At 35.6% G+C, this 16,300-nt stretch carries 6 protein-coding genes; all 6 read left to right on the top strand.

All coding sequences use genetic code 11. The features are described from left to right. The first annotated feature begins 8 nt into the window (after nt 1-8). From ACUR5C_RS08415 to ACUR5C_RS08390, 6 genes are read left to right on the top strand one after another with little or no spacing between them, the layout of a single operon-like run. Nucleotides 9-404 (top strand): response regulator, encoded by a 396-nt coding sequence (locus tag ACUR5C_RS08415; protein WP_454464668.1) that lies wholly within the window; start codon nt 9-11, stop codon nt 402-404. A gap of 1 nt (nt 405) precedes the next feature. Continuing rightward, entirely contained in the window at nt 406-3,585 is a 3,180-nt protein-coding gene (locus ACUR5C_RS08410; protein WP_454464667.1) for a poly-gamma-glutamate biosynthesis protein PgsC/CapC, read from the top strand. Between the two features lie 17 nt (nt 3,586-3,602). Further along, nucleotides 3,603-5,945 (top strand): hypothetical protein, encoded by a 2,343-nt coding sequence (locus ACUR5C_RS08405; protein WP_454464666.1) that lies wholly within the window; start codon nt 3,603-3,605, stop codon nt 5,943-5,945. Then, complete coding sequence (locus ACUR5C_RS08400; protein WP_454464665.1) at nt 5,938-6,834, top strand: hypothetical protein; 897 nt, start codon at nt 5,938-5,940, stop codon at nt 6,832-6,834. Before ACUR5C_RS08405 ends, ACUR5C_RS08400 begins: the two co-directional genes overlap by 8 nt. Beyond that, nucleotides 6,831-11,951 carry a hypothetical protein gene (locus tag ACUR5C_RS08395; protein WP_454464664.1) on the top strand — a complete coding sequence of 1,707 codons (5,121 nt, stop codon included), beginning with the start codon at nt 6,831-6,833 and terminating at the stop codon, nt 11,949-11,951. The genes ACUR5C_RS08400 and ACUR5C_RS08395 overlap by 4 nt, the downstream gene beginning before the upstream one ends. Next, the gene (locus tag ACUR5C_RS08390; protein ID WP_454464663.1) at nt 11,944-16,167 is read left to right on the top strand and encodes a hypothetical protein; all 4,224 of its coding nucleotides are present in this window, start codon (nt 11,944-11,946) and stop codon (nt 16,165-16,167) included. Before ACUR5C_RS08395 ends, ACUR5C_RS08390 begins: the two co-directional genes overlap by 8 nt. Nucleotides 16,168-16,300 lie beyond the last annotated feature (133 nt).

Raw genomic sequence — 16,300 nt, 5'->3', positions numbered from 1 at the left:
AAGGTGATATGACAGACAAACAATCTAAAAAAATTGTCGTGGTCGAAGATCAAAAGCTACTTAATATGCTTTTAGTCGAGTTAATAGAGGACTTCGGCCATCAAGCTATTAGCTTTAATAATGGCCAAGAAGCTTTAGATTTTTTAAGAGACAATTCAGCAGACTTATTAATGACTGATTTATTTATGCCCGAAATGGGCGGAAGCGAATTGATTGAAGCGCTATTTAAAGACAATATATTAATTCCTGTTGTGATAGTTTCAGGTGTAGAAAAAGACGAGATTTACAGCGAGTTATCTCAACCAGCACTAGAGGAATTTTACAAAACCAATATTCAGTTTATCCAAAAACCTTTAAACGAATTTAACATTCGTTTATTAAGGCACTTTTTAGATACCCTATAAGATGCTTTTTCCTCTCGAAATATTTCCTGTAGGCGCTTTAGCTGGCTCGGTAACAACCGCTGTTTGGATTGGCGTTCTGGTAGTTGTTTTCTACAACATTAGATTTGGAACCACTCTTTCAGGTTTAGTTGTACCGGGATATTTAGTTCCGTTGTTCTTAATAAAACCCATGAGCGGCTGGGTTATTATCCTCGAAGCAATTATGACCTATTTTTTAGCCAAGCTAATCGCGGAACGAGCATTAGTAAAAGCAAAATTAGGCGAGATGTTCGGTCGAGACAGGTTTTTCATTTTAATTTTATGTAGCGTGTTAGTAAGAGTAGTATCAGATGCTTTTGTTTTACCTTTTACTGAAAATTGGCTACTTGAAAAAGGTGTAGCGCAACATTTACGCAGTGATTTGCATAGCTTTGGTTTAATTATTATTGCGTTGTGTGCTAACCAGTTTTGGAATAGTGGAATTAAAGCGGGCAGTGCGACATTATTTTTATATTTAATCACTACTTACTTAGTGATTTCAGAGCTTCTAATTCCCTATACTAACTTTAATATTAGTACTTTAAGTTTTATGTATGAAGACATAGCCAGTAGTGTTTTAGCTTCACCAAAGGCTTATATCATTTTAGTTACAGCAGCATTTATTGCATCACGGATGAACTTAAAGTATGGGTGGGACTACAATGGCATTTTAATTCCATCATTGCTCGCTCTACAATGGTACAACCCTTCAAAAATTGTCGTTACATTTATTGAAGCTTTCGTCATACTGTTACTATCACAGTTACTATTAAGATCGCCTTTCTTTAAAAACCTTAATATTGAAGGTGGTAAACAAATACTGTTTTTTTTCAATATAGGCTTTCTTTATAAAATCTTACTTGGATTTTTCGTCGCCGGTTCATTTCCTTATTTTAACATCACCGATCTATATGGCTTTGGTTATTTATTAAGCACATTAATTGCATTAAAAATGTACCAGAAAGGCTTAGCGGTAAAAATGACAAGAACTATTATTCAGACTTCATTTTCAGCCACGCTAATCGCCAGTTTGCTAGGGTTTACACTCACACTAGTGAGCTTTAATCCCTTTACTGAATATAAGGCGGACATAGGCTCAGTAAGACTAGAAACAAGCGAAATTAACGTAGATGAAGCAATCAATAAATTAATCACGACAAGTTTTAACGATTCACAGCCGTCGATAATAGCCCGCAGTCAGCTTGCGAATTATGCTACAGAGAGCAAACAGTTTTTCACACAAATTAGAGAATTGAAGCGGTTGAATTCGACTAATGTTTCTAATGAATTATTAGGTTTAGCTAACTTATTGGGTTTTAAGCTCACCTTATTTAAAGATCAATTTCTGTTAATTACAGATCAAGTGTTAGAAAGAGGGAGTGGTTTTTACTTAATCAACTTAAAGTCCGATAGCGAACTACTACTGAGTATGCCGCGAACAGTTGAAGAGCCTTTAGTGGCACAAGTTTCTTTTAAATTATTCAAAAAACTTAATGCTGGATTTTTAGCCTACAGCTCAACAAGAGCTAGACGCTCTGATGATGGTAGTGACGATTTACTATTAAACTCTCGCTCAATATTCCAGCAATTTCACCAGACACTCGGTAATGAAAACACGCTACAAATTCGACGACTGAGAGATGAAGTCAGTAAGTATATGGGGAACGAAAGTAATCAAACCTTATTATGGGTTAAACGCGGATTGCCAATTGACTTTTCTATGCAAGACATAAAGCAAGTTATAGGTGATTTTGATGTTAACTGGCGAGATCTCCCTTTTCAGAACCGACAACGAGACATAATGATTAAAGGCTTTGCTGAAATCTATTTAGATAGGGCAGGGTTAATTAAGATACTTGCTCAAGAAGGCGGAAATACACTTGATTTGACTCTAGAAAAGGAACAGCGTATATCGGGATATCTGCAAGATTTTTTGAGTGAATCAAAACAACTTATCGCAAAACGGTCTAGTCAAAATTATGTGAATCCTACTCAATCTCAACTTCTGTATTTCGACAATTTGATTTTGAATCCTTTGCTAGAGTTATCGGAAAAATATGCTACACCAACATGGTTGAGTGAAGCGCAAAGCTTAATTCCTAGTATCGTTTCCGCTGCTAAGCAGTTCGGTTACGAAATATTTATTTATCGTCATAAAAGCACAGAAGATGAATATATTATTCTAAAAGAAACGCTTAGCGAGAAAGGCAATGGCGAGCAAAGATATTGGGGCACTTATGTCATTAAGTTAGGAAAATCTTCAAACTATTTTATAGAAATCCCTGCACCTAAGTTCGAAGTTGGGACTTTTGAGTTTGGTATTAAACTATTTGAGCAATTAGACGCTAAGGCTCTGTTAATATCGGGTGCCCATTTGAAAGCAAATTTTGATGGTAGTAGCTTAGTCACATCGATTGAAAATCGGTATTCATTATTTAATTTAATACATCAAACACTATTAAGACATTTTAAAGCAATCAAACCGCATGCCGTACAAATAAGAGGCGCAGCGTTAAACGACGAGAATAAAAATACAATTGAATTAAACTATTACTCTATCAATCGGCCATATATAAAAAGTGAGCCATCATTTATCCGTTTGTATGATTATCTAAATGACTTTGTAACCAATACAGAAGATAGTAATGAGTATTTAAAGCTAGGCCAAGCGAAACGCAATGCTCAATCGCGATTTTTAGAGTTTATTAATGAAGCCTTGTACAGCGAGATCCGGCTACCTTTCGAGATTAGAAAGTCATTCCAAAACATAGATGAGAATTCCGCCGTAATACGCAAGTTAGAATCTTTAAATATTGAAGTTAACGAGGGCGAACTTGCCTATTTTATCAACAGCATAGCCTCTCGCTATATTAATACTGCGCAAGCTGAAGTTATTAGCCAAGAGTTCGCTAATTTTGAGAGTACAGGAAACATTACGTTTATTTATGAACTGATGAAGAACTATCCATCACTCAAACTGAATGCAGTTTTAGATAAAAACTCTCTTCAGCTATTTACAATACTTAAATACGATGAAAACACTGTGTTAATTTGCAAACTAAAATCCAGCACTGATAGCGTATATCGTCTTACTGATTTCAAAGAGCTGGCTCTATTTATCAACTCAAGAGATCGCTGTTTAGTCAAGGAAGAAGATAAGTGAGAGTTTTAGGGTACATTATGTTACTGGTAATTGCTGTGATTTTAGCAATAACAGCAGCCGTTCATTTAAGTAACGTCGCTCTATTTGAGGAGCAGGCTGATGCTAGTAGTCAAAACTATCTCCAAAGTAAAGTGTTTTGGTTTAATCATAAAAAGCAATTAACTTTTAGTATTCCTGCTAATAGTAATCAGGTGAGAATACTGTTGACTGCGGAACAGTCACATGTTCAAGAGCAAAATATGCTCGTTACCTTTCTGTTGCAAGGCAAAAGCACTAAGAAGTTACAAGAGAATGTCGTGTTTAGCTCCCCAAACAAACAGGAACAAAGCGATAAATCTGGGCTGCGTTATTTTGATCGAGTTGGTTCTATTAATGCAAGCTTATCATTTGAAAAACTGTTTAATATATCTAAGGGCGTGAAAAAATTAACCATAGAAATCGAGTCACATGAGTTTAATGTTGCAGCTCGAGTTTATTCATTAGAAAACCTTTCGCAACCTAAAGCCGAACTTATATGGAAGAGAGCGCACCCAAATGAAAGGCAGGCGCTGCTTTTGCCGCATATATATCCTGCCGATCTAGTAAAAGAAGAAGAGAGGCAAACTTCTTTATCAACTCGCTGGGGAACACTAGGTCCTGACGGCGTCGATGGTGTTGACTACCAAAGTGGCGTTCTTCTAGTTAATAAAGAGCAACAAGAAGCAAGCATAAAGCGTCAGACTAGTGGACAAATTAGAATTGGTAAGAACCGAATTTTTACTTACCATAATAATGCAGGTATTAATTTTAATGCACTTAGCTGCCATTCAGATTTCGATAATAACGTAAGTTTAGCGATTAGTAGCATTGCAGCCGAAACAGAAGAGCTTAAGAAAAGCGTATTGAATATTGCGACTAATGAAAAAATAGCGATAGAAGGAGAGCCAACTGCAATTCAATTTTCATCTGACAAGCCTTGCAGGTTACGATTTTATAACAGTTTAAATGAAGAAATACAGCTAGAACAAAATAGAAGAACGAGCATTTATTTAACCGATAAAAAGGAATTAAGTTACCGGCTTAAATTAAACTCAAGTTCATTGCAAGCAATTAGAATAGACGTGCGGGGGATACTTCTAAAAGATGATCCTAGCGACAAACTAGCAACAGTAGAGCTACAACTACACGATCAGTCTGGAAATTTGATTGAAAGATACTCTCGAGAATTAAGCTTAGTTGAAAATCCTTTTGAATACATTGAAGATATTGCAGTTCAAAAAAAGATAACAGCAAATAATAGCTATTATATTAAAGCACCAAAAGACGCATTTAAATTTTCGGTCAAAGTAAATGGAATCGATGCATTAGTAAGAGTTTATGCTCGGCCATTAGAGTTACCTATTTATTTCACAAGACAATATCAGATTGATAGTGCCATAGACAATATCGATGAGTCTGCAACCAAATCGACTCAAGTATGGTTCGGCATCAATCCAATAGAAACAAATAGCTCGATCATAAAACTGCAAACCCTATGGAATTTGCCATTAGAGAGAAAATTAGCTAATCGTAATATGTGGCGAAACCAATGGGTGTCTTTGCTCAGCGACGACTTTGTCACGAACAATGTTTTCTATCTCGAAAATAGAACCATAGACACGCCATCTATCACACGATTTGTTCAAATTAAAAATCGAGAGTCTCTTTTATTTGCTACTCCGTATAATAACAACAATATTAAGCCACAATTGGTAATAATAAGAAATACGCAACAGCCCGAAGAGCTTAGCGTACAAATTAATAACTCAGAGGTAGTTAGTACTTGGATTGCAGGAAAGGTTAGTGTTATAAACTTACCAAGAATATCTGCAGGCAGGCATGATATAGCAATTAAAGCCAATAATATAAATAGCTATTATATTAACTATGTCACTTTAAATAGCTTTAAGTCCGCACATAAGGTTGCTGCAGTACCAATTAACAATGGTGTTGTGCTTAACCTGCAAAAACAAGCCGAAGAGGAGTCAATTACATTACGCTATTTTTCAAAAATAAAGACTCCACATCAAGTTATTATTTCGCTAAACAAGGTCAATGATTTTGGCCTTTCCAATAGTTTGACGCTTCCTACTAGAGTCATTAATTATATCCCGACAAACAATTCTAACCCAAGTATGGTCTACCTACTTGAGCAACCAACTCAATGGATTGATTCAGCCACAGTGCTTCATTTCCCTTTGAAAAGTGATCTTCCACCGGGAAAATATAAATTAACCATAAAATCTACTGTTGATAATTCAGGTTATATACAGGCTGGTTACTTATTAGATGAAATTACTGGTAAAGCCGTTTTATTTACAGAGGAACAGGACAATGATTAATAAGCGTTTAGTTCTATTTAAATTAATCTACATTTGGACTTTACTATTCTCCTTGCCTGCTGTTGCTGATCTGCTTATCAAAAAGCAACAACTCTCCGAGTACAAAGAGTATAAAAAACCGACTCGAGAGCAAACCTTACTACTTGAAGATCAATTTTTCGAATTTTTTAATGGTAATGATCTAGCACTAAAAGAATTTTACCGTCTAAAACCATTAGGTAATTCTGCATCACGCCAGCCACACTCTTCTTTATTGGGAATATCTATTAAAGAATTAGGCTGGGGTCAATTTGTATTTAATAGAGAACTTGACGAGCGCTTTTTGCTACAGGTTCCACATCGCTTTAACGATAAGTATACGCTTAATATAGCCTATCATCTCTGGAAAAATGGTTTAGTTGGTTTCATCTACACCAATTTAGTCCATCGTTATAATAATGAAAAGATGGGGCGACAACACACAAGTGACTTTAGTCACTCTAGTGATAGTCCATTAGTCGCAGCGACTAAAGCATGGCTTGCATATAACAACAAAGGAATCGTCGTTCAATTACACGGATTTTCTAAAAACAAACGCAAGACTAAACAAGCTAAAATGCTCAATATTATTCTAAGTCACGGTGTTAATCATTCTAAGTATTCGTTCAGTAAACTTTCGAGTGCTAAGGTTTGTCTTGAGGAATCATTAGGTGTAGCCGTTGGAGTTTATCCTGTTGACACTATTGAACTGGGAGGAACTAAAAACATCGTAGGTCAAGAAGTAAGAAAGATTGTTGGCTTTGAAAATTTTATCCATATTGAAATAGACAAAAGAACAAGGTTGAGGTTGAAAAACTCCTCCTCAGACAGTATTGCTATGTTTAGATGTATTAAGAATGCTTACCAATGAATAGTATAATTAATAAATATTTAATTCTGTTTGCTAGTTTAGTATTAGCACAAAATCTTTTTGCAGTAGAAAAGGTTATAGACTGGAATTCGAACTCCCAAGCCTTTATATTACCGAAACAAAGTAAATCTGTAGCAAATGATTATAAGCTAGAGCCATTTAATGGAGTACTTAAAGCCAACCAAGAAGTCATATTTGATCTTGAGTCTGCGGACTTTATTAGTATAAAAACCTTAAAAAACAGCAAATGCGAATCACCACAAAACAGATCTAGTCTTAGTAATTTGCAGCTGTATACTTCAAAGGGAGATGGTCTATTTGTTAAAGTGGAAACAAATACTGTTTTACAAGAACAAAGGTCTAACCAAGAGTTATTATTCAATACTAAAAGCAAGCAGACTAAACAAGTTTTAGTAATCAACCAGTCGAATTTAAGGTTATGTTTTAAGTTATTTGCAGGCAAGTACAGAGCTAGCTTTAATCAATTTGAGCATTCAAATCACTACCTGTCTGAACATTACCCAAAAGTAGAAGTGATACATAAATACAAAACTGCGCGAGATTATAATGTAGTAAAGGGATTGGAATATAAGGAAATACTTGACGGGCCCGCTTTGTATCGGTTTGAGTTAGTATACCCCTGGAAAAATGAGTATGGGAGCAACGAAGTAGTACAAATTAATACTCTTATTAACAAGCAAAACTTAAAGGAGCATTTCTTTACAATTCAGCCTTCGCGTTTTAGCAAGACTTCAGTCGGTTCCAAACACACTGTCGTTTCACGAATACAAAATCTCGACTTGTGGGTACCAAAAGGAAAGCACGAAGTTTCACTCAGTCCAGATCGCCACTTATTGCTTAGAAGAGTAAACTTTAAAGAAGAAGACCAGCTATTTTATAGTGCTAACTATGCAACATCCAAAGTACAGCAAATACTTAAACATGCTTTTACTAAAAATGATGCACAACAAAACGATTGGGATTTGTTTAAGCAAGACCAATTCGCCTATCTACAAATGTTTCCAAAAGAAGCGGTAAGATCTGCCACTCTCGATCCCGTTACCATTCAAACACTAGCAAATAATAAAACTCAATATGTTAGCGTAAATCGTTTAAAAGCAAATGAAGTAAAGATCTTTGGCGATGCTGATCTAAACAGCTCACAAACCCGACTTATTAGTCTCGAGGCGAATTCAAGCCTAAACTATAACTCTGTATTAGACTCGCCGTCTAGATCGGTTAGATTAAAACTGAAGCCAACAATTAACAGACAAGTATTTGAGCTTAAGTCAAATATTGGAGAGTCTTATGAATTATTATATGATCCTAATTTGATAAAGTTTCTTGAGGTTGCGCCTAGCTACAACGATTTAGCCAAACAAGAATCAATAACTAACTTTAACGCGCCTAATAATTTTTTAGTTGAGCAAATTCTAGACTTTAGCACTCCCTGGAAAACACTAAGCATTTCAAATATGGGCGAAGCGTCACTGATGCACCAATTAGCTTATTCATTTGTAAAACCACTAGAAACCAGTGATACCGCATTTGCTGAGCAATTTTCGCGGTTAATTAGCTATAAAAATAATGGCGAGATAATTGCTCAAGATTACTTATATGATAGGTTAAGTTCTAGTCACCAGCTAGCATATAAGAATATGCTCTCTAGAGTTTTTGAACAAGAGCTGTCTCAATGGCAATTTCGATTAGATAGGCGACAACAAGATTTCTCAAACCGCTATCAGATTGAGGCTAAGCCTATTTCTGTAACAAAAACAAAACAACACTACCAGAAGCTAGTGGATGGCTTAAAAGAGTTGGGAATACAGAATATTCCTACTGGAAGCAAAGTAAAAGATATTGAGTCAGTTTTCGCATTGTTTTCATCAAACATGCTCAAAAAAGGCTACCACCAATTATTGAGACAAACGCTATTTTATTTTACTCAATCGCAAGATAAACATTTTCAAACTGTAGCGGAACGATTTTACTTAAGTATTCTATATCAAATGAAGCGCTGGCATGAAATTGAAGGTTATTGGGCCAATAGAATGCTTAAAAAAGATTCTCGTAGTTTTATAGGGATTGCATCTAGTTGGTTTAAACAGGGACGAATGAAACAAGCTGCGCGTTTATTTGCCTTAAGTCAACTTACAAAGCTTGAAGTTTATCCCGAAATGCTTATTGCACTAGCACAGAGCGAACAGGATAAATTGACCGCTGTAGTATTAGAGCAGACATCGCTAAAGCTGCAAGACGTTCCCAATTTTGCTACTCGAAAGAATAGCCAAAGTACTAGTGGAGCGTTAAAAAGTCATACTGAGAATAACGCTTATGTTATGTTCGATCAATCGATTAGCTATCAAAAGACTTTTAATCCAAGCTTTAATAGTAAGAATAAAGTTTCTCTACTATATAACCAAGCTTTAGACTTATATCTTCAGTCAATTAACTTATCTGAGTCAACACCACTCACGCTAAGTATGAGTGGCAAGAAAATATTAAAATTTAATTTCTTTGCAGCCATAGACCCGTCTTCGGAAACTAGCTTAGAGAATGGCGTGATAAACATCAGTATAGGAAATGAAACTTATGCAGTTAAGCTTTTAGAAAATCGTCAAGTATCGAATATAATCTATACTGATAGTAAATCGAATAAGCTCTTAGTTAATCAATCATTTTGGATAGAGATACCCCATGGCAGTAGCGAGCTAAAATTAAGTATTCAAGGCGCTTCTGGAGAAATACTGATTAATGAATACGTTACAACTAGTGCTCTAGATATTACAACTCTCAAAACTAATGATGCAGCCTTAAACCAAGGGATAGGCCATAGCATCATGTCTATCAATAAAGATATCCAATTGAGACGTTATTTTAGTGATCGCGCATTAAGCGAACTAAAAATCAAAAGCTTTCCTTATAATAATAATTTTAGTTTCATGAACCGCGAACATACGTCTACGGAATTTGTCAACGAATTAGATTTAGTATCGCAAGAGGAAAAAAAGATTAGATTAAGTAACCCTTTCTCAGGAGCAAGTGTTTCGAATGAAAATAGCTTGCAAGAAAGCTATTTTCAGCAAAATAGTTATCAGCAAAATGTTGCAAACCGATTTAAAGATTTTTTGTACCAGTTTCAAGACAGCAATCTAGTAAGCTCCATAAACAGCAATCTTGGAGCCGACTTTAACAAGGAAGTATTTATAAAGGAAGCATCGATTAAGGAGGAATTTATAAAAGACAGGCAAGCTTACAGAGTATTAGAAGAACTCTTGCAATCAGAGAGTAACAATTTAGCGCTGGCTAATAAACTTAAACCTTTCCTCAATAAGGGCGAGCTATCTGCGGAGATCACACAACAAGTCAAGAATATTTTAACTCAGTATGAGTGGGTCGATATTGATTCTATTGTTTCTAGCGCTGGAAAATTTAGTGTAAAAATGCACAACATCCAAGGTTTTTCTGAGCTTGTCAGGCTCAAATATGCATTAAAACGATCTGTTCATAACAGTAATGAAATTGCCTTATATGCTAACAAGCAACGAGTAATTGACATTCATTCAGAAGGTAAGTCAAATCTTCGCCTTAAAATTAGCGCATTATCGACCCTAGGTGAACCAAACAAGGAAGTGCGCATAAACCTAAGCATTAATCGTAATCGCTATACTAAAACGTTTAACAGCGATAAATTTCTTACACATAACATAAAGTTAAAGGCGGGTGTTAATCGTATTGTCATTTCTGTCGATGACAATGCCAATAGACCAATATTTTTTACTCTAAACCATGTTGGTTCCGCAGGAAGATTATTGAATCCAGTCTTAGCAGATCAAAAAACTCAGTTTCATGCTGCAACTGGCGATTTTCCGTTAAGAGTTTATATTGCTCAGCCAAGTTGGGTGAGAGTGATTAAATTTAGTGATTCTAGTTTAAACGTAGTAGAACAATATGTAGACAAAGCCGGGATTGTTGAGTTTGAGTCAGTAGATAATGATAAGACTGGATATAAGATACAGGTGCTCAAGCCTAGAAAAGATAAAAGTTATCAAGCTAATCTACGCAGTGCATTATTTTCTAGTAAAACCTCAATTGAAAACGAAGCCTTTACAGGAGAAGCTAAAGATTATGGTATTGATTACCAATCGACATTTAATTTCTCTATTGATACATTAACCTTTGGAACTCACACTTTTGCACTAGGCAGTAGTACCAATACAATTAATGATGATGATCCAATACAACAAAATGTAACTAAAAGCTCAGTCCGCTATCAGTACCGGAAGTACTTTCCTTCAATTAACAGTTACTTTAATAATAAATTGGACTTCAAGCACACTAATTCTTTCAATACAGTCGTTAATAAGAGCCATTTAGATTTATTAGAGAATAAGAATTTAAACTACGAGTTTGACTTTAATTTATACTATCAACTAAATAGCGACAACTTAAGTGCTAAAAATGAATTCAGGGTTAATAGCGCTGCTCGAGTCAATTGGAATTACTACTGGAATAATCAGTTTCAAAATAAGCTTTTCACTAAGCTAGACTTAAACTATTTAAGCTATAATGGCAACAATACAATTGCAGATGATTTTATTGATAACGACGTATACTCTAGTTACAAATCGAACCACTTAAATTCGATAACATTGGGAAATCAGTTTAAATATCAACCCTTTTTAGATACGATTGCATTTGTTGATGCGAGAGTAAAATCTAATCAATTAACCAGTTCACTGAGCTTAGATAATTATTCTGCTGCTTTTGGTGTAAGACAATTTATTAATAATTTTAGAGTAAGTGCAAGGTATCGACATAAAGCCTATTTAACGGATTCAATAAGAGCGCAAGCGTTTGAACTTAGCCAATTTAGGTTTCAAATGGACTATGATTATTGGTCGAAAAATTCTCATCTATGGCAACTAAGCTTGGCGTATCAATATTCGCTAGAGGAAAAAAACTCGGAGATAATGCTCTGGTTATCTTGGAGCCCGACTAAATATCAATATTTGAATGATTACTCTCCAATAGACGAGACATTTTTAAAACTCAGAAAGTCATTTGTCGGTGATTACAGAGTGAATAATTACATCATAGAAGACTCTCATGAATAAGGCTGATAGTTTAACTCAAATTTCAAGTCTGTTAGAACCGGCTTGGCAAAAAATTCATCAACCATTGTTATTAGAACTTAATAGCGAGTTTAATAAATGGCTCTTAAAACAAGAGAAGAGCTATTTAGGCGACAATAATATTAATGACTATATTCACTGGATTCAGTTTCTACAATCGAATATTCGCCAACAAATTAGCAAAATTGACATTTATAACGATGCTAAAAATCGCTTTAAAAGCGACTTCAAGCATGCCGTAGATGCAGCCGAGCGTAAGCAACACTTAGTTAATTATGCCGCAAAACTGAATTATACTCGTAGTACTATTAAGCAAATCATTAACAACCCTATGGGGTGGACTGATGAGCACGCGTTAAATGATAAGCAAATTAAACTAGTTTCCAATATAGAACTAGATATTGCAGTTTCGATTGAACTGTTAGGAAAATTTATAGATTTATTATTAAATCAAGCTAGTAACGAGCAACATGAAGACTTTTGGAAAATAATTTCTTTACCTACATTTTTAACCGACTTAATAAACTATAAAAGTCATAATGGTATTAGCATTGCCGCTTTAAAGTGTTTGCGAGTGAGCCTTGCTAAAGTAGACCCAAGCGTACTCAAAAGAGTGCCGACCGAATTAACTCAATATATCTATCGTTTGTGTTTAGATCAAAGTACTCATATTTGGCAAAGAAGTGAAGCGATCGCGTTAATCGTCCAATTGCAACCTTCAAACATAGATACGATTTTAAAATCAATTTTTGAAGAAGATAATAAATCAGATATATTTTTAAAAGGGCGAGTAGTCAAACATATTTTTAGTAACATTGCGGATGATAAAGTAAAAACATATAGCAAAGTGTTTTTTTTAGACATGTCAGAATATGTTCGCCAACAAACAGTGCGCACGCTTATTCATTTTAAGCCCGGAATAGCGATTGATATATTACAGGACGTTGTAAACCGTGAGCGTTCTGAAAAGGTAAGAGGAACTATATACTATGAGCTAAATAAGGTAATAACAAGAGATAAAATTCAGCTCTCTAAAATTATCGAGTATTTTTACCGAGCTTTAGAAAGAGAAAATGGCGAACTAGCATTGACCATTCTACTTAATAGCTTCAGTGACCTAGCCCAAAGCCACGTTTCAATTAGTTTATGGGAAGAATATTTAGCCAGCTTCCAACAGATGCAGAGTAAGCTGTCGGAAATTCATTTAACACATCCGTCAACAGCAATTAGGAGAGCTGCGGCAATCTGTATCCAAAAGTTGAGTTCTTTAAGCAACAAAGAATTACTTTCCAATGATATCTTAAAGGTATTAAACAAGTTACCGCTTGGGAAAACAATCGTCATAAAACTTAACTCTAATCAAGATGCTGAAGAAATTTGCCATTTTATTCAAGCGAGAATATCCCATCGTCATGGATTTAATATCAAAATATCTAATAGATATATAAAAGTTACTGCAGGATTTAAATTTAAGTTTCGTTTATGGCGGTTTATATACGAGTTTTTAAATACAGCAACGGACAAACGACAAAATCATAACCATGTTAAAGGGCGTGTGTACTATGCTCTTGATCACATTACGACGAAGAAAAACGCCGAGCAAAGCAAAACTAAAGTACCAGGAGAGCCACTATACCACGATGCTGAAATTGGTGACCGAGACTATCTTCCTTTACTCGACCAGGTGCTATCTTGTTTAGATCAAGGGTGGCCAACAAAACCAATGAGATTATATTCAAGCGAAGGCATAACTGAAATTACACCTCCTTCGAATTTTTTCAAACGGTTAAAAGCACGCTCAATCATTCAATTGAAATTTTCTGAAATTGCGAAACAAAGAAATTGGAAGGAGGGCCAACAAACTGCTCCAAACGCTTACATGTCTACACTAGAGTCGTTAGGGTTTAATCTACGTATTAAGGGCTATAGAACACAAAATAGTCATATGAAGGAGGAGAGAGGCCGAATTGATGATAGAGTAGCGCGCTTTTTTCCAAGTTTTATCCCTTTCTCTTTACCGAGTTTTTCAGAAGTCCAAACTTACTTTTATTCGGTATATCAGAATACCATTCATCAATTACTCGCATTTATTTTGATAGTTTTAGGTTATTTTGTTGGACAGCATATCATTCTACTTCGCTCATTTAAAAAATGGCGTTCAAAAATACCTTTGGTTATTGGCGGGTGGGGGACTCGTGGGAAATCTGGGACCGAACGTCTAAAGGCGGCATTATTTAATGCGATGGGTTTAAGTGTAATGAGCAAAACTACGGGATGTGAAGCGATGTTTTTATATGGCTCGCCTAACCGCCCTATGAAAGAACTCTTTTTATTTAGGCCATATGATAAAGCTACTATTTGGGAGCAAGTGTTTTTAACCAAGCTTGCAGGTCAGCTAAACACAAAAGTGTTTTTATGGGAGTGCATGGGCTTAACTCCCCGATATATTGACATACTGCAAAATCAATGGATGCATGATGATATATCGACTATCACCAATTGTTATCCCGATCATGAAGATCTTCAAGGGCCAGCGGGTATAGAAATACCCATTGTGATGCAACGTTTTATCAGCAATAAAAGCAAAGTGTTCACGACTGAAGATAGCATGTTTCCTATTTTACAAGACGCTGCTTTTGAAAAAGGCGCCGAACTAAATCAGGTTAACTTGGCAGAGTGTAACTTAATCTCTGATGATGTTGTGAGCCGCTTTCCCTATGAAGAACACCCTAATAATATTGCACTTGTTATGAGAATGGCAGAAGCGCTTGGGATAGAAAATGATTTCGCATTACAGGCAATGGCAGACAATGTAGTTGCAGATTTAGGTGTATTGAAAATATATCCAGTTGCAGAAGTCAATCAACGTAAATTAAAGTTTATCAATGGAATGTCAGCGAATGAAAGGCTAGGGGCTCTGGGTAATTGGAATAGAACAGGCTTTAACCAACATACACTAAATAAAACACCCGAGGTTTTCACAAGTATCGTTATTAACAATCGAGCAGATAGAATTGCACGATCGAAAGTCTTCGCTGATATGCTAGTGTTAGACACTCAAGCTGATAGCTATGTTTTAATTGGCGCTAATTTAGCTGGCTTTGTTAATTATGTTAAAGAATCTTGGGATAAGCATTATTCTGAAGAGAATTTTAAAGGTAACCAAGTGTCTACAGAGCTAGCCTTAAGCTTGGCGCAAAAGTACCGTATTTATACTAACTTAGACGACCTAAAAGCTCGTATTGATGCAGCGATTAAAGGCACGAATCTCACGCCAACGACTAAGCAAGTATTAAACGACGCAATCGCTAAACTATTTGATTTAGACGATAATCCAGTTGTTAATCCAAGCAACAGCAATAAAACTGAATTACATCAACTCGTTGCTGAAGATTTCGGTTTATCTAGCGATTCAATTAATACAATAAATAAAAATGAGCTCGAACTCTGCAATAAAATTTATACTGATGCTTTTTATTGGAACCTTGAACTGAACGAGTTCCTGCAACTAAGCAAAGGATTGACTCAGGAAAATTTTACTCAATACGCTAATTGGCTTTTTAAGTGTTTTAAGCGTCGGTTTATTGTTATTAATGATTATTATTCGAGCGGGAATAAGACTTTAGAGCGCATAATAGAACATTCTTTACCTGGCGTAGAAACCAAAATTATCGGTATGCAAAATATTAAAGGAACTGGACTCGATTTTATCTATCGCTGGCAAGCGTGGGACCAAGTCTATCAGTGGTGTGAACAATTAAAGCAGGATAGCCGACCACACGTTCTCAATGACGCAGCTAGTGCGCTCAATGCCTGGCAAGATTATGGAATATTAGATTTTGAATCAGTATTTGAATGTATTCAAATTGCTAAAGCGCGTAACGTCACTCAAAATGAATTGCTTCAAGCTGAACTTCAGTCTATTTATCAAAAGTTAACCAGCTACCAAGATGAGCTTAAAGCTGAACTGAGCGGCGATCAAGTGAATAGTAAGTGGCTTGTCAGTGTGGTGAATTTTATAGAAGCATTCTTGGACTCAGGAAGCGCGGTTAGTCGTAGGAAGAAATCAAATAAAATTTATGCGGCAATTTTAAACAATACGATTAGCTACGATCGAGCTTCAATTGAGCTAGCTAAATTAACTAAACAGCAAAAAGGCGGTTGGTTAATGCAAACGCTTTCAAGTAAATTACGCTAAGCGAGTTCCTCTTAGAAAAAGAAAAAAAATAAGAAAAGGCTTAGAATTAATACTGAGCAGCCAAGCTAAATTGAGTGCTGTATCTAAATAGTCGCAATCTAAATAGTCGCAATCTAAATAAATCGCGTGCTAG

It is taken from the genome of Aliikangiella aequoris (genome assembly GCF_053709105.1).
The sequence above is the reverse complement of the archived record's forward strand: the minus strand, read 5'-3'. Positions and strand labels throughout refer to the sequence as shown.